The organism is Dysgonomonas sp. 25 (genome assembly GCF_010501075.1).
GTDB lineage: Bacteria > Bacteroidota > Bacteroidia > Bacteroidales > Dysgonomonadaceae > Dysgonomonas.
This window is the reverse complement of record NZ_QVMN01000005.1, coordinates 167,818-188,222: the sequence shown is the minus strand read 5'-3', so window position 1 is coordinate 188,222 and position 20,405 is coordinate 167,818. Positions and strand designations below refer to the sequence as shown.

The window sequence follows — 20,405 nt, the reverse complement described above, 5'->3', positions numbered from 1 at the left end:
AACGGCAGGCATGAAGACGCTTCTCTGTCATTCTGAGTGAAACGAAGAATCTCGTCACGAAGAAAAAGAGATCCTTCACTCCGCTCAGGATGACAAAGAAAAGGAAGCGGCAAAAGCACAAAAAAATTACTGTAATAATAACATTTTATAATCAACAAATTATGAGATTAGGAAACAGCAACGGAAACAACAGAGGCAAAAAGTATTTCTTACGCAAAGAACTGGGGACGATTGTCCCTTCGGAAAAGAACCGGCGCAAGGCGGACGATTTCAGCCAATGGATAGTCGACAACCGCACGGATATTATCAATTTCCTGATTATGAAGAACAGTTACGACGAAGATGCTTTTGCCGAAACCTACCTGCGCATGTACGAGAAAATACTGTACACAGGATTGGAGATAGACGACAGGAGAGCCTATTTCCACCGCGCCTACTACACCAATTATATCCAGCAGCGCGCACACGAAAACCGCTACGGAGACCCGCTGAAATACGACCTGCGCATCGCCGACAACGGCAATCAGGCCGAGCGCGAACGGCGGCAGATGATACTCGAAAACGAGATTTACAACTATGTGCACGACCATTATTATGTGCGCGAATTCGAACTCTTCAAAATGTACATCACCCTGAAACCGGCCGTCAATTACAAGACCTTAGCCGAAATCACCGGGACGAAGCCGTATATCATCCAGCGGATTATCTCCAAGATAATGAGCGATTTGCGCGCACAAAAACGCTTCGTAGACGAATACAGGGAGGTGGCAGCGTAAAAGAATGATGAATTATGAATGATGAATTATGAATGATGAATGATGAATGATAAATTATGAATGATGAGCGATGAACTAACAGATTGTATTGCAGTAGTGTCTGACAGCGCTTTGTAATTCATAATTCACAACTCATAACTTATAATTATTAATGTTTGAAGAATCAAAAAAAAATTCCTACCTTTCGCTCGGTTTTATAAATAATAAGGTAGAACACAAATTTTAGAAATCTATGAAAAAGCTATTTATTTTGATGATTATCACCGTATCATGCGCGCTATTCTCTTGTAGCAGTGTCCAGTCTGTTTTCAACAAGACACCGGAAGAAAGAGTGAAGCAGCTGGAATTAGGTATGACCAAAAAACAGGTAACTGAAATTTTGGGCAAATCGTATACTCCTATGAGCCTCGAAAGCGATGCTTCGGGCGGACGTGTGGAAACGCTGTCAGTTGCTATCGACGACGATTGGAGATACATTATCAGGCTTGTAGACGGACGCCTCGATAATTGGACGCGCGAACGTATACCGAATCCATACTACCGCGATACACAAAGGTAAAAACATTCGGAAAAATACAGAATCGGATATCGTCTCCTTCACGGGGGACGATATTTTTTTTGCAGAAACGGGTTGCACCATTCCAATTCTTTTTGCGTATATTTGTTCTTTATTATCGAAGCAAATACGGAAATTTTCAGAGAAGAAATGAAATCTGAACAAATACTTTTTTTCATCTTGTTGTCGCTATGCATCCTACCTGCCTGCACAGACCAACAAGAGAGCAACGTAATATCCATCACCGGCCAGTTTACGAATATAGAAGATGGCGCCATCGTATCCCTCTGCCAACCGGACGATAAGGCTGCCAAGCCATTTATCAGCGACACCATCCGCGACGGCAAAATAAGCATCTCTTACACCGACACGGTGCCCGCCCTGAAAAGAATAAAACTGATATGCCGGGGCGAAGGATTCCCTCCATCGCACCTCACACTATGGGTGCGCCCGGGCAGCAGGACAATAATAAAAGGCGATGGCAAATTACTCCGCACATGGAACACAAAGAGCACAGTGAAGGAGCAAAACGAGCAAAACAAATACGTTCGCGAAAGCACCCGCAACCTCCACCGTCTGCAGGTTTTGCTGTGCGAAATCAATACTTTATCCGCCGAAATAGAAGAATCTCCCGAAAAAGAGACGGAGCTGCGCAGGCAAATAAACGCATTGCACACCCAACAGGATTCGGTAGACCTGCTGATAGAGAAAAAAGACCTCGAAGTGATGAAAAGATATCCTTCCTACAGTGCCTGCTGGATGGATTTGTTGCAACAATATTCCGAGAAGTGCCACCACAACCCGGATTACCCCTACCGCGAACTGGTATTCGCCCTGTACAGCCGATTGCCCGATGAAAAGAAAAACTGCGCGGAATATAAAACCATCGCGCTCAATCTTCGCACGTCGGAGAAACAGGCTGACGATTTTTAATAAAAATACCGTTTCAGGTTTGCATAACTTACCGAAATCTCTACCTTTGCCTATATGATTATATTCAATACGACATTCCACCTCGAAGACGAGATACACGACGAAGGACTGGCTTTCCTCCGCCAAACGTATATCCCTTCGGCTGCGGGAAGCGGATTCCTGCTACAACCACGGCTGGCACGCATCCACCGGCAGCACGAGGAGGGCGGTGTGAGCTATTCACTGCAATTCCACGTCAAGAATGTCGACGTGCTCAACCATTGGCTCACGACCGACGGGCACGCCTTGCAGCAGCAACTGGCACAACGTTTCGGCAACAAGATGCTCGGCTTTGTGACCGTACTGGAAGAAATTTCGCTCTAAAGCAAACGCACATAAAAACACACAAAACAATGAAAACGGTTACATTCCTTAGCCTTTTCTTTCTGTCGGCTGCCTATGGCAACGCGCAGTTAGTCACCCTCGCGCCGGCGGCAAACCCCGAACCGCAAGAATATTACGTCGATGTGACCTTGCAGGACGATTTTATCGACCGGGGGAAAGAACATAGTATAAGATATGCCATGTCGGTCACATACCTCTCGGCAGATGAGGAAGATAAGACTTTCCGCATACAGCTCGACCGCCTCTCGGACGTCTTTGTCGACAGCAAGCAATCGAACCTGAATGTGGCTTACAACCTGTCGGTGCACACGTCGGGTGTCATATTCCCGATGCTGGCAGACGTTTCCGTCGAAGATGGGAAGATAAAGGATATTGTCAATTTTGCCGAAATACAACTGCGTTGGGAGAAATTGAAAAAAGAATTGTCCAAGACCTATACGGGCGATGGGCTGGAAGAGTTTTTCAGGCTCAACGACGTGGCATTCAGCGAGCAGCGAGATATGACAGAGCGTTTGCAGAACGATTGCTTTTTTCAGTTCTTTTTCTCCGATATTTACGGCACTTATCAGCCGGATATAGGGGAAGATGCGGACTATTATATCCCGTTCATCTACAGCCTCGAAAAGCCTGTCAGATATGCAGGCAAAAGAGTGCTGCGCCGCAACCGCACCGTGACCGATGGAAATATTTACGTCGAGGCATGGGGCTACTACGCGGACGAGCGTTCGAGAACCGACCTGAAATGGGAAGAAAGGTCGCCCTACTACAAAGGGGAGATGCCCGAAGGCGATTTCCGAATCCACTATTTTCTGGATAATAAATACCATACCATCGCGAGCATCTTAGTCGCTACGAATTTGGAGATAGACCGCCAAAAGAAACTGAGCGTCCACATCAGCGGCAACTACGAGGGTCGCGGCAAAATAAAATGGCAGCAGACGAAACTCATCCAATCGTCCGATAAAGAGAAGATATACATCCCCAAAAACATCTTCGAGGGGGAGAACGAGGATATTATCAACCAACTCAACCCACTGATTAAAGCCAGCTTCGTAAACGCTCCCGTCCGCAAACACGAGGGGATAAAGGTGTGGTAAGCTTTTGTCATGCTGAGCGTTAGCAAAGCATCTTGATACGACTTTTCATTAGAGACGACATGATGACATGAGATTCCTCACATACGTTCGGAAGGACAAGCTTTGTCATGCTGAGCGTTAGCGAAGCATCTCGACGCGACTTTTCATTAGAGAGTACGTAGACGAAAAGAGATTCCTCACATGCGTTCGGAATGACAAACATGTCATGCTGAGCGTTAGCGAAGCATCTCGACACGACATAAAAAGGAAATGAGATTCCTCACATAGACTCGGAATAACATTTAATGAAATATACTATCTTTACCCTTCAATTTTAACAATCAGAAATATGCCTCGTCCTTTAGGTATGCACAACTATTTTGTTTATATCGTAACCAATAAAAATAAATATGTTTTATATATCGGTGTTACGAATAATTTAAGGCGAAGGTTATACGAACATGAATTTGACGGAAGTATAGCTGAAGATAACCAGCATTTTACACATAAATACAAAACTCATTACCTCATCTATTGGGAGCGCTTCGGCGATATACAACAAGCCATCGCTCGCGAAAAAGAAATAAAAGGTTGGCGACGCTCCAAAAAAGAAAAATTGATTTCTGAATTTAACCCCGAATGGGTGTTTTTGAATGATGAAGTAGAATAATCTCTTTGTCATGCTGAGCGAAGCGAAGCATCTCGACACGGCTTCGCATTAGAGATACATAGACGACAAGAGATTCCTCACATGCGTTCGGAATGACAGACATGTCATGCTGAGCGGATGCGAAATATCCCGACACGGCATAAAAGGATGCGGGATTCCTCGTTATCACTCGGAATGGCAACGTTCGACGAAACGAAGTGTAGTCAATGACAAATTTCACTACCTTTGCCTTTGAGATATGATACAAAAAGAACGCATAATCATGGGCATCGACCCCGGCACGCAGGTCATGGGATACGGCATCCTGCGGGTGGTGAACAATAAGCCCGAATTGCTGGCAATGGGTGTGTTGCAACTCAACAAGTACGACGATCACTATTTGCGCCTGCGACGCATCTTCGAGCGGGTGATAGGCATCATCGAGGAATACCTGCCCGACGAACTGGCCATCGAAGCCCCCTTCTTCGGCAAGAACGTACAGAGTATGCTCAAACTGGGACGGGCACAGGGTGTAGCCATGGCTGCCGCCCTTTCGCGGGATATCCCCATCTTCGAATATGCTCCGCTAAAGATAAAAATGGCGATTACCGGAAACGGAAAAGCCGCCAAGGAACAGGTTGCCTACATGCTGCAACAAATGCTGAAAATACCCGCCGACGATATGCCCAAACAACTGGACGCCACGGACGGACTGGCAGCGGCTGTCTGCCACTACTTCGAGACGAATAACCCGCGTCAGGAAAAGAAATTCACCAGCTGGAAGGATTATATGCACAAAAATCCGGGCAAGGTAAAGAAATAATGATATGCGCGTCGAAGATTTAGGAAATACAGCATACGCCGAAGCATGGCGCTATCAGCAGCAACTGTTCGATAACGCTTTGCAGCAGAAACAGATAGGCGAACCCGTGCAAAACACCTTGCTTTTGTGCGAACATCCGCATACCATCACACTCGGCAGGAATGCGCACGAAAACAACCTGCTATTCAACGAAACCTTCCTCTCGGAGCGGGGAGTAGCCCTTTTCCGTATCGACAGGGGCGGCGACGTCACCTATCACGGCCCGGGACAGGTGGTAGGCTACCCCATCTTCGACCTCGAGACGTACAACATCGGTTTGAAGCAATATATCTACCTCCTCGAAGAAGCGATTATCCGCCTTCTGGCGCTCTACAACATCGCGGCAACCCGCCTCGAGAGGGCGGCAGGCGTATGGTTAGACGTAGACAATCCCGCGCGTACACGCAAAATAGCCGCTATCGGTGTGCGGTGCAGCCGCTTTGTCACGATGCACGGCTTCGCGCTGAATGTGAATACGGATTTGTCCTATTTCAGCCTCATCAATCCCTGCGGATTTGTGGATAAGGGAGTGACCTCCATGCAGCAGGAGCTGGGCCGAGAAGTGGATGAGGAAGCCGTGAAAGACAAATTGAAAACACTCTTCGACGAAATTTTCGTACAATCCACATTTTGATGGAAATACCTGTTGCGCCTCCTTATTAATAAATGCTTTTTTATACTGCCACGCAACTGTAAAACAATTCCGCGCAGAAAAAATGCTATCGAACAGAAAAAAAACATTTTTTAAACACTGGTTCTTATTAATAGTTAAAACCACGACTGCTTAACATTATTTTGATTAATAAAAAAATCATTTAATTACTTTTGCACTAAATTTAGATAAAGCAAATAGTAATATAGACATGAAATTGATTTTAAGGGTGTGTATAATGGGTGTACTATGTGCATCCTTCCAAGGTGCGTCGATAGCACAAGTAACAATCGGGACAGATTCTCCGCCTCTTCCGGGAACACTGCTCCAGCTCAAAGGCAGCGGAACATACAGCGGCAACGCTAATGCCGACAAAGGCTTAATGCTTCCGCGTGTAAAGCTGGAACAATTAGACGATTTGGCGCCGCTGGTGACCGGGGCGAGCCAGACAGACAAGACAGCGCATACCGGCATGTTAGTCTACAACATCAATCAGGCGACCTGCCCGGGCGTTTATATCTGGAACGGCAGCGAATGGGTATCTATGCAAAAGAGATCGACAGAGATAATCAAGACCAACGATGCCGAATCCAATACGTTTATCCTTCCTCCGGGAGCGACCATCGAGTTTCCCATAACCAAGGCCTATACCGTTTGGCATTCGGCCGAATACGGCGACATCCTGGGCAATGTAACGCTCTCGACTAACCCCGACGATTTGAGGGTACTGTTCTTGTGGGAAGATGCTGAGACACTTATTGAAAGCGTGGAGCTCGTAAAAAACACAACCGATGCAACCAAGTCGGTTATACGCGTGAAAGCCAACGGCGACTATTGCGGAGGAGGAAATGCATCCGTCGCCATCCTGATAGGCGGCTCCACCGTCCGCTGGAGCTGGCATATCTGGGTGACCGACTACAATCCGAATACGGCATCGGCAACGAGTTATGGTGCAAATACTGCAACCAAAGGCAGCGTTTACAAATACAACGACGGGATGTTCGACCATGTGTTTATGGACAGGAATCTGGGAGCAAAAAATGCTATCCCGGGCGATGCGGGAACAATAGGCATGTATTACCAATGGGGACGCAAAGACCCTATACCGACCTATAAAGACTGGAATAAATCGTTCTACACCTTGCGCGAAATAGACGGTTCGGTGATAAGCCCGATAGGGATGCTTCAGACATCGGGCAACCAGCCATTATCCAAGGTGATAAGGCTACCCGATATGTTTTACGGGGCAGGCGAAGCGGCATGGACAAGCGACTTCACCTCGAGGTTGTGGACACCTCAGACCGAAGCCAAATCGTATTTCGATCCTTGTCCTAAAGGGTGGCGTGTGCCGGCTGTGGAACACGGAACAGGGACGTCGCCATGGGATGGGCTATACTACAACTCCGACACCGATACCAACCTGCCATGGTCTGCTGCCGGTAAGGGACGCGAGAGCGCGGCCGTAGGCTATTATCCCGCAGCAGGCGAAGGAGCGAGCAGCCTTTCGGCAGGAATAGAGCATGTCGGCAGTTTCTGGACGGCCTCGTCGGAGAAATGGATGTGGGGAGGCACATCGACAATGGCGTATGCCTTCGAATTTCAGGACAATAGCTACGGGCAGGCGTATGTTGCTCCGCTGGCTTTGAGAAACAGCGCCTTTGCGCTCCCTGTGCGTTGCGAAAAAGAATAATTTCCGCAAGAAAAGATACAAAGAAAGCATTTCCTTTTTCGGGGGAAATGCTTTTCTGTTTTTTTATGCTTCGATGGGATAATCAGTCGATATATTTGACCTTCTTCGCGTCGCGCGGCTTAGCATCGGGCGATTGGTCGGGGTGTCCGAGGGCAATGCAAAGTACCGGCTCGTAGTTCGCAGGAAGATCCAGTTTGGCAGTCACATCTTTTGCCTTATCCGTGCACAAAGTGCGGGCAACTGAACCCAATGCGCATGTCCCCAAATCCAACGCCTGTGCGCTCAACATGATATTCTGCGCCAGCAAGCCGCAATCGAGGTCGCTGCTGCCGTTGGTTTTGTCCTTGGCTATCACAATCAGCGTAGGCGCTCCGTGGAAGTTGCCGCCCAAATCCTTAATCTTCGCCAGCAGATCGGCATTCTGCACCACGCGTATCTGCCACGGCTGCTTGTTCATCGCACTCGGAGCATTGATAGCACATTCCATGATAATGTCCAAATCCTGACGCGAAACTTGTTGAGGCGTATATTTGCGAATGCTTCGGCGTGCCAGTATATTTTCTACGATAATGACGCCGTCGGAGACAGAGGTAGTCACCGTCACCTGTTGCGCCTGCAATTCGGTTGCCATCGCGGCAAAGAGAATGAATAGGAATATAAATGCTTTTTTCATCGATTGGTATTTTTAGTTAATTAATCTGATTCTTATTTATACATATACTTTTGTATCTTTTCTGCGCGAAGCCTTTGGCTTCTTGCTTCGTTCATTTTGGCATTGCCCAAAACGAACCAAAAGGCTAGTGCTACGTTTCTTGTTGACCCGTCAGTCGGTTTGTCGGCTGAATGAAATAAAGGAATACTTCGTATTCTAGAATTTCATTCTTCGCCGCCTGCACCGGACGGGTACCCAACTACGAAACTAATGCACGTCCTTTTTTCAAAGACTCCGACATTGCCGGATAACCGGGGTACCCACACAGCGCCAGTGAGCGATCAGAGCAAAACGTGTTTGAGCAAAGCGAGTTTTTTGCTCAGCGAACAAGTTGCCTGTGGGTCGGATAGACGGCTAAGTCGTGACTTTTTGAATACTTTTTGGTCAAGCAAAAAGTATTGAAGGCAAGCCTCTATAAGAGGCGCGGCAGTAGAAAAGAACGCTTTCTATAAACAAACTACCTGAACTTCCACAACAACGAAACAAGGATAAGCGACAACAACACAGCCGAGATAGCCGCTGCAATAAAATGCCCTACATAGAAAGCCGGCTGCAAGACATACCATACGCCGAGGATAAACAGAGCCATATTCGCCCATACCGCCCAATAACGAATATCGGGACGATGATGTTTCCGATGCTCTAAAGTAGTCAATTTGTGGATATAAAGCAAAATAAAAATAAACCCGAGAAGTGTGCTCGCGTGTTGCAGCAGCTTGTAGACGGGAATATCCATCACCGCGCTTTGCAGGAGAGGAATATGCCCGGCAAAGAACCCCGAGACATGTGTAAACGAGTCCCAGAGTATGTGCGAAAATATCCCGATGAGGAAAGAAATCACAACTACAAGCTTGTTGCGTGCAAAATAGCCGTTCCAGTCGAAGCCCGCGAAACGGGCAAAGCGATGGTGAAAGTAAGCGGGCAATTGCCCGATAAGGCTGTCGCGCACAAGGTTATGGAAAATAAAAGCCAACGCAACGCCCAATGGCAAATCGAACAGGAAAACGCCCCAAACCGTATGGCTGTAATCGCTCTGCAGGTGCATGCGGATAAAATATTCGAAGTCGGGCAGCATCGTCCCGATAATCAGCCCTGTAGCCGACACATAGCGCCGGAGGTATTTGACCAACGGCAAAACAATCGCCGGATGTGCAAAGGTGAAAGGCACACGCTTCAGTATGGCTGTTCGACGTAGTTGCTGACTTTTGCCAACTGCCTGATATAGTGTCGCAAAACGAGCAAGGGAATAAGCCCGAATATACCGAACGAGCTATCGACCAATTGCCAGAAAATCGGAATTTCGCGCACAAATCCGCAGATAATCACGGCGGGAATAACGCCCACACAGGCTATCATCGCCCACGAAACAATCCAGCGGTTGGTCACCGGCTTGCGCAGTACACCCACAAAGGCAATGGCTATGACAATATGCGCAAAGGCAAGCCAGTCGCAGCCGTACATGATGAAGGGATAGTTGGCATTGGTGTGCAATATGCCTTCGTATATGCGTGCAAACCAAGCATATAAATCACCCATCACGCCCGTCGAGCCTTCGAGAAATCCGGTTATTATCGACAACTCCGTTTCGAGAGGGAAGGCGGTTGCACCCGACACCACGAGCGCCAGAATGAAGAATAGAGTAATGGCGCGGATAATGCGCAGCAGTTGTTTTTCGTCTTTAATTGCTTTCATATTCTAATGGTTTATAAATGTGCATTTTGAAATATTTGTCATAGTTTCCGACACTATCGAGCTGGAAATAGATATAATCTTCCTCTATCAGCAGCTTGTTGGTCATATATTCTTTGTTCTCTGCTATTGGCGTATCTTCGCTCAAAAAAATAGTATCGCCGGCTATCGTGTATTTTCCCCGATAACGCATGCCATCTAAAAAGCCGTAATAATCTAAACGATATCGCCCATCTTCCCCGAATTCCATATACACATTTCCGGCAATATCTTCATAATGCTTTGCCGACATCACAAGGGGGCTACTATCCAAGGTATTCTGATATATTATTATGCCTGCTATGCCCAGCACCCCGGCAAAAAGGGGATACAGCGGGAACAACCGTTTCTTTGCCCCTTGACACTTGAGTATAAGATTGAGAATCAACACAGTTATCAACAACAAAACCAATACGATAACTGCAAAAACAAAAAATACGGAATTAAGAAATAGCGGCAACATCCTATCCAATGAAAAGGTTAAGAGACAAGCTGCCAAAGCAATCAACAGGCTGAATGCAAACAGTATGCAACGGATTATATTGCGGGTTATATCATTCATTTCTCTAAAATAACAGATTCGTTTGCTATTTCTTTTCTCCCTACTCCATAGTTTACTTGGCTGAGCAGCGACTCCAGCAAGGGCAGCATATGCGTCAGCCCGCCCGCCTTGATAAGCACATTCCACAACGGCTCGAACTTTTTCCAGCCACCCGTGTAGAAAAGGTGCTTCAACTGATGCTTGACAGATGGATGCGAAAAAGCCGCCTTGCCGATATTCGACCAGCGATAGAATTCGCGGTATGCCCAATCGTAGCCCTCTTTCAGTTCTTCGGCGCAAAGTCCCTGCGTTTTGTAGACCACATGGCGGGTATCGTACAAATCCCAGTTGCGGGTGGCGATACGCCCCGAAGCCTCCATAGCATCGAACAGGCGCGTACCCGGATAAGGCGTCAGTACGTGATAGGTTGCCGTAGTGATGGCATGCTCCACGCCCCAATCTACCGTGCGGCGGAAAACATCACGGTCGTCGTGGTCTAAACCGAAAACAAAGCTGCCGTTTATCATAATGCCCAACCCGTGCAGGCGGTTGACCGCCTCGGTATAGCTGCGGGCCATATTTTGCTTTTTATTGCTCTGCCGAAGATTTTCGGGCGAAAAGGTTTCGAATCCTACAAATACACTCCTCAATCCCGCTTCGGCAGCACGCTCTATCAGGTCGCCATCGAGAATGGAGTCGATAGTCGCCGCACACTGGAATACACGGTTCATGCCTTTCATTCCTTCGAACAATTCGGCTGCAAAACGCTTGCTTCCAAGCAAATGATCGTCCAGAAAATAGAGATGCCGTCCCGGCAGGCTGTCTATCTCTGCCAACGCCCTGTCTACCTGCTCTGTGTAGAACGATTTCCCGTTGCCGAAAAAAGCGTCTTTGTAGCAGAAATCGCAATGGTGAGGGCATCCACGGCTGACAACCAGCGAATTGGGAACGAGATAGCGGCTCCGTTTAATCAAATCCCTGCGGGGGAAAGGCAAATCCGTCAACGTGCGCACGGATGAGGTATATATCTTTTGAGGCCTGCCATTGCGGAAATCGGACAGGAAACGGGGAAACGATTCTTCGGCAGGACCGATGAAGATGGCATCGGCATGGCGGGCAGCCTCTTCGGGCAACGAGGTGACATGCAAGCCGCCCAGAATGACAAAAGCGCCTTTTGCCCTGTAATGATCGGCAATCCGGTATGCCCGGAAAGCGTTGGTGATATAGACCTGTATAACAACCAAATCGGGGTCGTCGTCCAGTTTCAGCCTTTCGACATGCTGGTCTTGCAAATCGATTTCGTCGTCGGGCGAAAGGTATGCTGCCAAGGTTGCCAATCCCAAAGGTGGGAAAAGCGAATACTTTATCGGTCGCCAGAATATACTGTCTGCCTCAACTAATGAGGGGAGAATCATTTTTACTTTCATATACAAAAAGAACTTTGAAATACAAAGTTAATATATATTTTATGTTTACAAAATATTGGGAATAAAAAAATGAAAGGATATTACCTGTATATCGGAATACGCATATAGTTTGTAGGAGTATTAATTATAGCTGCGTACAGGACTAAGGAGTAGCACAAAACAAGGCAAAAAAATTCTTTTTTTCGACAAAAGCATGACTTCAAATAGTTTTTTTGTTAAATTGCAAGTCATATTCAACCTATTTTGAAAGAAAAAAATACTATTATGAAAAAAAGAATCACATTGCTATTATTTGCCGGATTTATTTTACTCCTTAACGCACGTGCACAGGATTCGCCCGGAAGTTATCTCTTCTACGACTTCCTCGACGGAACGGCAACCACCAAAACAGGCAATACGCTCCAGTCGAAGTTCAATTACAACTTCGAAACAGAGAAGATTACCTTTGTTGGCGAGGATAAAATAATCCTTGCGCTCACAAATCCCGAACGGCTTTCCCATATCGACATCAACGGACGAAGATTTGTGCAAGGCGAAAAGGAAGCGTTTTATGAGAAGATAGAAATCACCGGTGGGGAATACTATATCCGCTGGAAATCTAATAATAACCTGCAAGGGGCTCATGTAGGCTACGGATTTTATTCGCCTTCCACATCGACCAAAAATGTGACGCCGATATTGGATTCGTCGCACCTGCCGGTTGCCGAAGCGAAGGAGGAGCACGAGCATCGCATCAAAGAGGAGTTGCAGCCGATGTATTACATCAAAAGCAACGATAAATTCGTCCGGATTACTTCGCCAAAAGCATTAACGAAAATATATAAATCGCAAAAGACGGAAATAGAACAGTTTGCCAAAGAGAACAAAATCAACTTCAAACAGCAAGGGGATATCGCCCGCATGCTGGAATATGTGTACAGCCTCGAATAAGGCTTACCCCTGTTCCTTGCGTTTGCCGGAGAAAATATCGTAGCGGCGGAATTCGCAGGGCAGCGAACCGTTTATCAGCTTGATTTTCTTCGACGGCTTGAGGCCTATCTTGTCGAAACATTCTTTCTTATAGCTCAATATCCACGCCTGATAGCCTGTGAAAACATGTTTCAGGCGTTCGCCTATCATCTCGTACAGCCCGAACAGGTCGTCGGGATTCAGCCGTTCGCCATAAGGCGGATTCGTGACGAGTATACCCTTTTCGGCAGGAGCAGGAGCAGCATCGTATCGCTCCATCGGCTTTATTTTGAGGTCGATACAGTCCGACAACCCGGCGCTTTTCACGTTCGAAATGGCTACATCCACCGCTTTGGGGTCGATATCCGAGCCGTAGATTTTGTGCTCGAAATCGCGTTCGCCACTATCGTCGTTGTATATCTCCTCAAAAAGCTCGCTATCGAAATCTTTCCACTTTTCGAAGGCAAAGTTGCTGCGGTATATCCCCGGCGAAATGTTGCGCGCTATGAGCGCCGCCTCGATGAGCAACGTCCCCGAACCACACATGGGGTCTACAAAATCCGATTCGCCGCGCCACCCGGTGAGCATTATCATGCCCGCCGCCAGCACCTCGTTCAGCGGAGCTTCGGTCTGCCCCACCCTATAACCGCGCTTGTGCAACGATTCGCCCGACGAATCGAACGAAAGGGTGCATTTATCCTGCGCGATATGGATATTTATCAGCAAATCGGGATTACGCACATCCACCGAAGGGCGGTTGCCCGTGCGCTGGGTGAAATAGTCGGCTATCGCGTCCTTGGTGCGGTATGCCACAAATTTGGAGTGAGTAAAGTAATCCGAGAAAGTCACCGCGTCGATGGCAAATGTGCTTTCGGGCGTGAGGTAGTCGAACCAAGGCAGTTTTTTCACTTCCTTATATATCTCGTCCGTCGTTTTCGCCTTGAAGGTATGTATCGGCTTGAGGATGCGCAACGCCGTACGGCAACACACATTGGCTTTGTACATAAGCGATTTGTTGCCGGTGAACGAAACCATCCGCCGCCCAATCTCTATATCGTTCGCCCCCAATGCTATCAGTTCCGAGGCCAATACCTCTTCGAGCCCCGCCATTGTTTTGGCTATCATTGCATACTCGTTGCTATACATACGCTTTTTCGGATTAATTTGCTGCAAATGTAGGAAATATAATCGGATTAACGGGATTCTCCCTTTTGCAAAAAAGAATACATAAGCCATTATTTTACAGGACACAATCACAACAACGTCGCGATTCAATTAATTGCGCAAGCAAGTTTTTTATAAAAAGAATGAACTATTTCTATTCCATCTTGTTTAAGTTGTAGAAAGGAATATCAATAAAGTATAAAAAATGGAATCGAAAAGAATAAACCTGATGGATGTAGCTCCTGATGCACTGAAAAGAATACAGGGGCTACAAGGTTACTTGCAGAAAATATCACTCACACCCATCGAACAGGGCATAATGATGATACGGGCATCGCAAATCAACGGATGCGCCTATTGTCTGGATATGCACACCAAGATAGCCCGCCAGCACGGCGAAACCGAGCAACGCATATATATGCTGAACGTCTGGAAGGAATCGGATTTATTCTCCGAAGAGGAAAAAATGATGTTGGCTCTCACCGAAGACATTACAAAAATCGCCAAGCACGGGATATCCGACGAAAGGTATCACAAGGCCGAAGCGATGTTCGGGAAGGAGAAACTCGCCGAAATAATTATGGTCATTGTCATCATCAATGCATGGAACAGAATAGGAATTGCAACAACAATGCCCAAAGCTTGAATTAAGATAAAGGAAAAAAGCCCCAAGTGAAAGAAGAAGTTAAATGGCGGTTATCCCCCGAAAGGATAATCGCCGTTTGTTTTTTACTCCTCTTCCTGACCGAATTGTTCGGGATTCACTTTCCCCATAAATTCATTGGAATAGATGCGCACCGAATCGCACCGATAGCAAAGGCGCAATTTGGTTTCGAACTCACCGCTCAATATAGGCACGGCAGTCAGTATCATTTCATCGGGTGGTAAGGGATAATACCAGATAGTCCTGTTTGTATAGAGATATTCCAATTCGCGTTCGCGCCCCCGGTTCAATATTTCTATCGCTTTCCATTTGCCCTCTTTGTCCTTAGCCTCCAGCAATAGCGGCAGGTTGTCATTATCTATCCAGATGGCAAGGCTGTCCGCCGAATGGTTGACAAGGGCTGCCGGACGCACCACTGCCTCGAAAGGGTGCCATATCTGCATCTTATCCTGACGGCTCCAATGGCGGGCTTCGCCTAAAAAGTATTGCGCCGTATCGACATACAAACCCAATCCCGTAGCAACAGGGAGATGGAGAGGCATATCGCGCGAAACAATTTTACGGTCGAAGTCGGCAACAACTTCTTCGTCGCGACGGATAGTAGTATCAGACACTTGTCTCCATAGGCGCGAATCGAGATACAACCCAAAGTTGGGATAGATTTCGGGCGTATCGCACTTGCCGAAGTACAACGGCTCGTAGAAAGCATCTGTCTGTCCTTTGCGGTCGACATCCAACACGCCTGCTATGACATAGTCCACAGGGATACGGGGCATGCGGAATTCTTTCTTCGATTGGGAACAGGAAAAAAGAAACAGGAACAGAAATACGAAAGGCATAGCACAAAGCTTTTTCATCGTGTGTTGTATTTGAAGTTGTTTTCGATTCTACAAATCTACTGATTTATGGAATAAGAAACGGAAACTACACAAAAAAAAATCCCGGCGATAAAAACATTTATCTCAGCCACAAGCCCACTTGTCGCAAAATTGGGGCTGTTTGTCTACTTTTTGATATCGGCATATCTCATCATCTTATTTTTGCTTACCGACACGAATTAAAAATAAGATTATTAACAAATATGCATACTATTAAATGAAAACATTAACAACAGCCCTATTCTTGTCAGTGGCTATATTCTTATCGACAAACTTACATTCGCAAGTCACCATAGGGAGTAGCGAGCCACCTGCCGCAGGAGCCATCCTCGACCTGAAACAAGTGGGTACAACCACCAAAGGGTTAGGTTTGCCTCGCGTGAAATTAGTCAAACGCTTCAATAGCGACATCTCGACAACCATCGACGGCGTCGCCGCAGGAGCATATCCGGGCGACCATACGGGATTGCTTGTCTATCATGTATCGGGCGAAGCCAATGAGCGCTGCGCCGCCATACCATCGGGGCTATACGTATGGGATGGCAGCAAATGGCAGCCGGTAGGCGGAGAACCTCTCGGGCCGATAGAAAGCTACACCGATCAGGATGGGAACGAGTTTTACGCCCGCCAATTCGGAGATGCAGGCACATGGATGATACAGAATTTGGCAGCGAAGCACTATGCCAGACCCGACGGGACAGCCGACACGGACAATCCGCTGTTAGTGCCGGATCCTTCGGTATCGAATGACGAAAATATCCGCGAGCCCCGCTACTCGTATCCGAACGTAGACGAAAACGGAACGATATACCCTATACAATACGACAGGGCGCCTTCTACGTGGACGATAGCACAGGGATTGTTATATAATTGGGCGGCGGCAACAAACAGAAGAGGTGGTAATACAGATGGATTCGATTATTTGAACGAAAGTCAAGGATCTACCGACGAATACAACGCAGCCAATGTACAAGGTATCTGCCCCAAAGGCTGGCATCTGCCGACCGACAGGGAATGGAATGTGCTGGAAAAGGAACTGACCGAGAACGCGACTTCTTATGCCGAAGATGTAGCCAACTCGGCATGGAATACTTATTGGGAACAGGATGCCGGAAATTGGCGCGGGCAACATGGCAAAGTGATAAAAAGCCCTTGTATCGTCAAAGGGAGTCCGAATGCAACTCCTACGGGCGGCAAGAGCCTCTCTCTCGGGCAAGGAGGATTCGAGGTGTTATTAGTGGGGATAATCGATCAGGACTCTCCGTCGGAATATGGGACAAATGCATTTCTGAGTTCAGCCAGTGGAGATTCTGCAGCTGGTTCATGCTATAGGGAGGTTACCAACAATTCGTGGCTGTCCGATGGTGTAGCACGTGCAGGCTACTATTACCGCCGCGCGCTGATGAGCGTGCGCTGCAAGAAAGACTGACACACAGCTATCAGTTAACAGTTATCAAATACAGCCTCCGGAAAATAACCGGGGGCTTTTGCATTGCATGCAGCCACCTAAATGAGTCGATTGATCGCAATTAGATTTTGCAATTTGTAAAAAAATATTACCTTTGCACTTACAAGCAGCACATCAGCACATTAACATATTATATAAAGCAACTATAAAATAAACAAATGAAAACATTAACGACAGCACTGGCACTGACTTTATCATTATTCTTATCAGTCAATTTGCATGCTCAGGTCACCATAGGAAGTACCGAAACTCCGGCATCCGGAGCTATCCTCGATCTGAAACAAGCAGGTACAACAACCAAAGGATTAGGTTTGCCTCGCGTGAAATTAGTCAAACGCGTCGACAGCGACATTTCGACAACCATCAACGGCGTGGCCGCAGGAGCATATCCGGGCGACCATACGGGATTACTTGTCTACAACGTAGCTGACGAGAGCAACCCGTATTGTGCCGCCATACCATCGGGGCTATACGTATGGAATGGCAGCGAATGGCAGCCGATAGGATCAGATCCTTTCGGGCCGGTAGAAACCTATACCGATCAGGACGGAAATGCGTTTTATGCACGCCAGTTCGGGAATGCGGGCACATGGATGACGCAGAACCTCGCGGCAAAGCACTATGCCAAACCCGACGGAACGGCCGATACGGACAACCCGATACCGTTTACGCAATCATACTACTCGGGAGACGAACTGGTGGATCCGCTTATAGCTTATCCCAATGCAAATGAAAATGGTTCAATACCCTACGGGAGTGTTGACTTCAGTGTAATACCTTCCACTTGGAGGCTCGAGCAGGGAATACTCTACAATTGGCAGGCGGCTACCAAATCGCGCAAAGGTAGCGATGGGACGACACCTGTGGGCAGCGAAGGACAGGGACAGGCAGACGAATCCGATTCGGAAGGAATACAGGGTATTTGCCCGAAAGGATGGCACTTACCTAACGACAGGGAATGGAATGTATTGGAAAAAGAACTGACCGAAAATGCTTCGCTCTATAGCGAATCCACAGCAAATAGCGTATGGAACACCATTTGGGAAAATGCTACCTGGGCACTCCGAGGAACCCATGGGGCGGTTATGAAAAGCCAATGCCCTCTGCCCAACAGTACATATCCGGCAGGAGGAAATAGTTTATCGCTCTCAAAAGGGGGATTCAATACGCTATTAGTAGGGCAAGTAGATGTCTCATACACCCAAGAATACGGAGAAGTAGCCTACATCTGGACAGCAAGTAATAACAGTCCTATAAATGCATGGTTCAGGATATTACCCTACAATAAAGATAGTGTAGAGAAATCAGATGTATACTATCATCGCTCGCTAATGAGTGTGCGCTGCAAGAAAAACTGACACACAGTTATCAGTTATCAGTTATCAAAATACAGCCTCCGGAAAATAATCGGGGGCTTTTATGTTGCATGCAGAATGTCAAAAAACAGGCGGCTCCAAAAGGGGAACATCATCGCATTGAAGCCGAGCGAGAAAGCACCGCCTACAATGGACAATGGGCGCCACGGCTCGTTTCTCTTATAGGCAAGGACAGAGAAGATGATAGCAGCCAATAGAAACACAGGTATCGCAAAACCGCCAATCTGCACAAACAGAGCATAGTCGGGCTCTTCTTCTATCAACCTCGCAGCAGAGCCTCCGTAAGCCAGCCCCGCCATAAAAAAGGCAGGCGGACAAGTAATAAAATAGCAGGCGAGCGCTATCAGCGAGAAACGCGATTTTTTCATAGCTTCACCTTCTTCGTGCGCCCTTTCGATTCGTTGTGAAAGGCATCCACAGCCGTCACCACATATTTGTATTCGCTTCCTCTCCCACCCTCATACGGCAATACGTATTGCGGTTGGCGTGTGATGGAAACGATTCGCGAAGCATCGTCTGTGTTCTCTTTCTCCGATTTGGCAAAACGGTAAACGACATAATACTTCGCCTTTTCGGGGTCGGACGGATCTACGTCTGCCGTCCAGCGGAGCAAATGCTCTTTTTCGGTATATTCTTCCCAAATCTTCTTCACTTTTTTGGGCGCTCTGCCGTGCATGTGCGTATATGCCGGAATCAGAGCCGGATAGCGGTAATAGTTGAGCAACAGGTCAGTAGAAACCTCCTTGTAATCGTCCAGCAATTCGTATGCCGGCCAGAAGCAGCTACCTCCGCTCATCCGGCGCGCAAGCACCATTTTTTGCTCCAATTGCGATTCACCAGAAGGTTGCGTGGCATCCATCGTGCGCTTCACATCCTGCCCTATATAGAGGTGGCTGTCGTCGCGCTTGTTCGACCACCAGCGGATCAGCGTTTCGTAATCGGCAGCCGGATGCCCTATCTCCCAGTATAGCTGGGGCATATTGTAATCTATCCAACCCTCTTTCGCCCAGAGCAATACATCGGCGTAGAGGTCGTCGTAATTCTGCAAACCATTCGTGTCGCTGCCCGAACCGTCGGGCGTATTCTTCTTGTTGCGGTAGATGCCGAAGGGGCTTATCCCGAAGCGCACCCACGGCTTGGTAGCGGCGATGGTGTATTTTATCTCCCTGACGAGCTTGTTGACATTGTTGCGCCGCCAATCGGCACGCTGTTCGGCTCCGAAACCCTGCGCCGCTGCGTAGCGCGCAAAGCTGGCATCGTCGGGGAAGGCTTCCCCTGCCACGGGATAGGGATAGAAATAGTCGTCCATGTGGATGGCATCTACATCGTAGCGCGCCACAATATCCTTCACTATGCGGCAGATATAGGCTTCGTTTTCGGGTAGCCCGGGATCGAAATAGATTTTGCCGCCATACGTCACAAAGCGTTGCGGTTCGCGATAGTAGAGGTGATTGGGCGCGAGTACGTCGTTTACCCCTGCCGTCACACGATAGGGATTGAGCCATGCATGCAGCTCCATATTGCGTTTGTGGCATTCCTCAACAAGATATGCCAACGGATCGAAGCCATTGTCAGGCGCTTTGCCCTGTGTGCCTGTGAGCAAGGCGCTCCACGGCTCTATGCCCGATTGATAGAAAGCATCGGCATGCGGGCGGGCTTGGAAGATAACAGCATTGATGCCGACTGCCTGCAATTCGTCGAGGGCACGGCTGAAATACTGTTTCATCTGCTCGCTGTTCATTTCCTTGTAGCGGCTTTGCCAGGCGGTGCTTATCCATGCTCCGCGGAACTCGCGCTTCGGATGCCTGATTTCGGCTTCGGAAGGGGGAAGGACTTGCAGGCGTTGGGTCGTACGGCACGAGGAAAGCAGCAGGATGACTACGCACAATGCGCCGAGAAGAATGCTATTTCGTTTCATGTA

21 protein-coding genes and 1 pseudogene are annotated in these 20,405 nt (G+C 47.7%); 13 read left to right on the top strand and 9 right to left on the bottom strand.

The features are described from left to right. Nucleotides 1–161: 161 nt before the first annotated feature. The 9 genes from D0T66_RS09910 (at nt 162) to D0T66_RS09870 (ending at nt 7,578) form a co-directional block, all read left to right on the top strand. Nucleotides 162–776 (top strand): hypothetical protein, encoded by a 615-nt coding sequence (locus tag D0T66_RS09910; RefSeq protein WP_163357126.1) that lies wholly within the window; start codon nt 162–164, stop codon nt 774–776. A 232-nt stretch (nt 777–1,008) separates the two neighbouring features. Further along, complete coding sequence (bamE, locus tag D0T66_RS09905) at nt 1,009–1,335, top strand: outer membrane protein assembly factor BamE (RefSeq protein WP_163357125.1); 327 nt, start codon at nt 1,009–1,011, stop codon at nt 1,333–1,335. Nucleotides 1,336–1,482: 147 nt separating this feature from the next. Further along, nucleotides 1,483–2,265: a hypothetical protein gene (locus D0T66_RS09900; protein ID WP_163357124.1), complete on the top strand. Its 783-nt coding sequence runs from the start codon at nt 1,483–1,485 to the stop codon at nt 2,263–2,265. A gap of 54 nt (nt 2,266–2,319) precedes the next feature. After that, nucleotides 2,320–2,628: a DUF4286 family protein gene (locus tag D0T66_RS09895; protein WP_163357123.1), complete on the top strand. Its 309-nt coding sequence runs from the start codon at nt 2,320–2,322 to the stop codon at nt 2,626–2,628. Nucleotides 2,629–2,657: 29 nt separating this feature from the next. Further along, a complete protein-coding gene (locus tag D0T66_RS09890; protein ID WP_163357122.1) occupies nt 2,658–3,746 on the top strand; it encodes a hypothetical protein in 1,089 nt (362 codons plus the stop codon). Between the two features lie 328 nt (nt 3,747–4,074). Beyond that, nucleotides 4,075–4,395: a GIY-YIG nuclease family protein gene (locus D0T66_RS09885; protein WP_163357121.1), complete on the top strand. Its 321-nt coding sequence runs from the start codon at nt 4,075–4,077 to the stop codon at nt 4,393–4,395. Nucleotides 4,396–4,633: 238 nt separating this feature from the next. After that, nucleotides 4,634–5,197: a crossover junction endodeoxyribonuclease RuvC gene (ruvC, locus tag D0T66_RS09880; RefSeq protein WP_163357120.1), complete on the top strand. Its 564-nt coding sequence runs from the start codon at nt 4,634–4,636 to the stop codon at nt 5,195–5,197. A 4-nt stretch (nt 5,198–5,201) separates the two neighbouring features. Next, on the top strand, nt 5,202–5,870 hold the full coding sequence (gene lipB / locus D0T66_RS09875; RefSeq protein WP_163357119.1) for a lipoyl(octanoyl) transferase LipB: 669 nt from the start codon (nt 5,202–5,204) through the stop codon (nt 5,868–5,870). Between the two features lie 229 nt (nt 5,871–6,099). Beyond that, nucleotides 6,100–7,578 carry a hypothetical protein gene (locus tag D0T66_RS09870; RefSeq protein ID WP_163357118.1) on the top strand — a complete coding sequence of 493 codons (1,479 nt, stop codon included), beginning with the start codon at nt 6,100–6,102 and terminating at the stop codon, nt 7,576–7,578. An 82-nt stretch (nt 7,579–7,660) separates the two neighbouring features. Here D0T66_RS09870 and D0T66_RS09865 read toward each other — a convergent pair whose 3' ends face one another. The 5 genes from D0T66_RS09865 to D0T66_RS09845 all read right to left on the bottom strand — a co-directional run bounded on the left by D0T66_RS09865 (nt 7,661) and on the right by D0T66_RS09845 (nt 11,986). Next, nucleotides 7,661–8,251, bottom strand: a complete 591-nt coding sequence (locus D0T66_RS09865) for a nitroreductase (RefSeq protein WP_163357117.1) — start codon at nt 8,249–8,251, stop codon at nt 7,661–7,663. Between the two features lie 496 nt (nt 8,252–8,747). Beyond that, nucleotides 8,748–9,458 (bottom strand): DUF4184 family protein, encoded by a 711-nt coding sequence (locus D0T66_RS09860; RefSeq protein WP_163357116.1) that lies wholly within the window; start codon nt 9,456–9,458, stop codon nt 8,748–8,750. 5 nt (nt 9,459–9,463) lie between these two features. Then, the gene (locus D0T66_RS09855; protein WP_163357115.1) at nt 9,464–9,982 is read right to left on the bottom strand and encodes a hypothetical protein; all 519 of its coding nucleotides are present in this window, start codon (nt 9,980–9,982) and stop codon (nt 9,464–9,466) included. Beyond that, nucleotides 9,969–10,580, bottom strand: a complete 612-nt coding sequence (locus tag D0T66_RS09850; RefSeq protein ID WP_163357114.1) for a hypothetical protein — start codon at nt 10,578–10,580, stop codon at nt 9,969–9,971. Before D0T66_RS09850 ends, D0T66_RS09855 begins: the two co-directional genes overlap by 14 nt. Continuing rightward, nucleotides 10,577–11,986, bottom strand: a complete 1,410-nt coding sequence (locus tag D0T66_RS09845) for a B12-binding domain-containing radical SAM protein (protein WP_163357113.1) — start codon at nt 11,984–11,986, stop codon at nt 10,577–10,579. Before D0T66_RS09845 ends, D0T66_RS09850 begins: the two co-directional genes overlap by 4 nt. 264 nt (nt 11,987–12,250) lie before the next feature. On the opposite strand from D0T66_RS09845, the gene D0T66_RS09840 reads away from it, so the two are divergent. Continuing rightward, nucleotides 12,251–12,916 (top strand): hypothetical protein, encoded by a 666-nt coding sequence (locus D0T66_RS09840; protein WP_163357112.1) that lies wholly within the window; start codon nt 12,251–12,253, stop codon nt 12,914–12,916. Nucleotides 12,917–12,928: 12 nt separating this feature from the next. On the opposite strand, the pseudogene D0T66_RS09835 reads toward D0T66_RS09840, so the two are convergent. After that, nucleotides 12,929–14,059, bottom strand: a pseudogene (locus D0T66_RS09835) (class I SAM-dependent RNA methyltransferase); the annotation flags it as partial. A 244-nt stretch (nt 14,060–14,303) separates the two neighbouring features. Between D0T66_RS09835 and D0T66_RS09830 the strand changes: the two are divergent. Further along, a complete protein-coding gene (locus D0T66_RS09830) occupies nt 14,304–14,744 on the top strand; it encodes a carboxymuconolactone decarboxylase family protein (protein ID WP_163357111.1) in 441 nt (146 codons plus the stop codon). A gap of 83 nt (nt 14,745–14,827) precedes the next feature. Here D0T66_RS09830 and D0T66_RS09825 read toward each other — a convergent pair whose 3' ends face one another. Beyond that, nucleotides 14,828–15,619 (bottom strand): hypothetical protein, encoded by a 792-nt coding sequence (locus D0T66_RS09825; RefSeq protein ID WP_163357110.1) that lies wholly within the window; start codon nt 15,617–15,619, stop codon nt 14,828–14,830. A gap of 238 nt (nt 15,620–15,857) precedes the next feature. Between D0T66_RS09825 and D0T66_RS09820 the strand changes: the two genes are divergently transcribed. Beyond that, on the top strand, nt 15,858–17,069 hold the full coding sequence (locus tag D0T66_RS09820) for an FISUMP domain-containing protein (protein ID WP_163357109.1): 1,212 nt from the start codon (nt 15,858–15,860) through the stop codon (nt 17,067–17,069). Between the two features lie 197 nt (nt 17,070–17,266). Continuing rightward, on the top strand, nt 17,267–18,466 hold the full coding sequence (locus tag D0T66_RS09815) for an FISUMP domain-containing protein (RefSeq protein WP_163357108.1): 1,200 nt from the start codon (nt 17,267–17,269) through the stop codon (nt 18,464–18,466). 59 nt (nt 18,467–18,525) lie between these two features. On the opposite strand, the gene D0T66_RS09810 is transcribed toward D0T66_RS09815, so the two are convergent. Next, on the bottom strand, nt 18,526–18,852 hold the full coding sequence (locus D0T66_RS09810; RefSeq protein ID WP_163357107.1) for a hypothetical protein: 327 nt from the start codon (nt 18,850–18,852) through the stop codon (nt 18,526–18,528). Further along, nucleotides 18,849–20,402 carry a glycoside hydrolase family 10 protein gene (locus tag D0T66_RS09805; RefSeq protein ID WP_163357106.1) on the bottom strand — a complete coding sequence of 518 codons (1,554 nt, stop codon included), beginning with the start codon at nt 20,400–20,402 and terminating at the stop codon, nt 18,849–18,851. The genes D0T66_RS09810 and D0T66_RS09805 overlap by 4 nt, the downstream gene beginning before the upstream one ends. Nucleotides 20,403–20,405 lie beyond the last annotated feature (3 nt).

Coding starts and splice junctions, on each gene's coding strand:
- D0T66_RS09885 (WP_163357121.1), top strand. CDS start 4,075: ATGCCTCGTCCTTTAGGTATGCACAACTATTTTGTTTATATCGTAACC.
- D0T66_RS09850 (WP_163357114.1), bottom strand. CDS start 10,580: ATGAATGATATAACCCGCAATATAATCCGTTGCATACTGTTTGCATTC.
- ruvC (WP_163357120.1), top strand. CDS start 4,634: ATGATACAAAAAGAACGCATAATCATGGGCATCGACCCCGGCACGCAG.
- D0T66_RS09825 (WP_163357110.1), bottom strand. CDS start 15,619: ATGAAAAAGCTTTGTGCTATGCCTTTCGTATTTCTGTTCCTGTTTCTT.
- D0T66_RS09865 (WP_163357117.1), bottom strand. CDS start 8,251: ATGAAAAAAGCATTTATATTCCTATTCATTCTCTTTGCCGCGATGGCA.
- D0T66_RS09810 (WP_163357107.1), bottom strand. CDS start 18,852: ATGAAAAAATCGCGTTTCTCGCTGATAGCGCTCGCCTGCTATTTTATT.
- D0T66_RS09805 (WP_163357106.1), bottom strand. CDS start 20,402: ATGAAACGAAATAGCATTCTTCTCGGCGCATTGTGCGTAGTCATCCTG.
- lipB (WP_163357119.1), top strand. CDS start 5,202: ATGCGCGTCGAAGATTTAGGAAATACAGCATACGCCGAAGCATGGCGC.
- D0T66_RS09820 (WP_163357109.1), top strand. CDS start 15,858: ATGAAAACATTAACAACAGCCCTATTCTTGTCAGTGGCTATATTCTTA.
- D0T66_RS09890 (WP_163357122.1), top strand. CDS start 2,658: ATGAAAACGGTTACATTCCTTAGCCTTTTCTTTCTGTCGGCTGCCTAT.
- D0T66_RS09815 (WP_163357108.1), top strand. CDS start 17,267: ATGAAAACATTAACGACAGCACTGGCACTGACTTTATCATTATTCTTA.
- D0T66_RS09895 (WP_163357123.1), top strand. CDS start 2,320: ATGATTATATTCAATACGACATTCCACCTCGAAGACGAGATACACGAC.
- D0T66_RS09830 (WP_163357111.1), top strand. CDS start 14,304: ATGGAATCGAAAAGAATAAACCTGATGGATGTAGCTCCTGATGCACTG.
- D0T66_RS09840 (WP_163357112.1), top strand. CDS start 12,251: ATGAAAAAAAGAATCACATTGCTATTATTTGCCGGATTTATTTTACTC.
- D0T66_RS09845 (WP_163357113.1), bottom strand. CDS start 11,986: ATGAAAGTAAAAATGATTCTCCCCTCATTAGTTGAGGCAGACAGTATA.
- D0T66_RS09910 (WP_163357126.1), top strand. CDS start 162: ATGAGATTAGGAAACAGCAACGGAAACAACAGAGGCAAAAAGTATTTC.
- bamE (WP_163357125.1), top strand. CDS start 1,009: ATGAAAAAGCTATTTATTTTGATGATTATCACCGTATCATGCGCGCTA.
- D0T66_RS09900 (WP_163357124.1), top strand. CDS start 1,483: ATGAAATCTGAACAAATACTTTTTTTCATCTTGTTGTCGCTATGCATC.
- D0T66_RS09855 (WP_163357115.1), bottom strand. CDS start 9,982: ATGAAAGCAATTAAAGACGAAAAACAACTGCTGCGCATTATCCGCGCC.
- D0T66_RS09870 (WP_163357118.1), top strand. CDS start 6,100: ATGAAATTGATTTTAAGGGTGTGTATAATGGGTGTACTATGTGCATCC.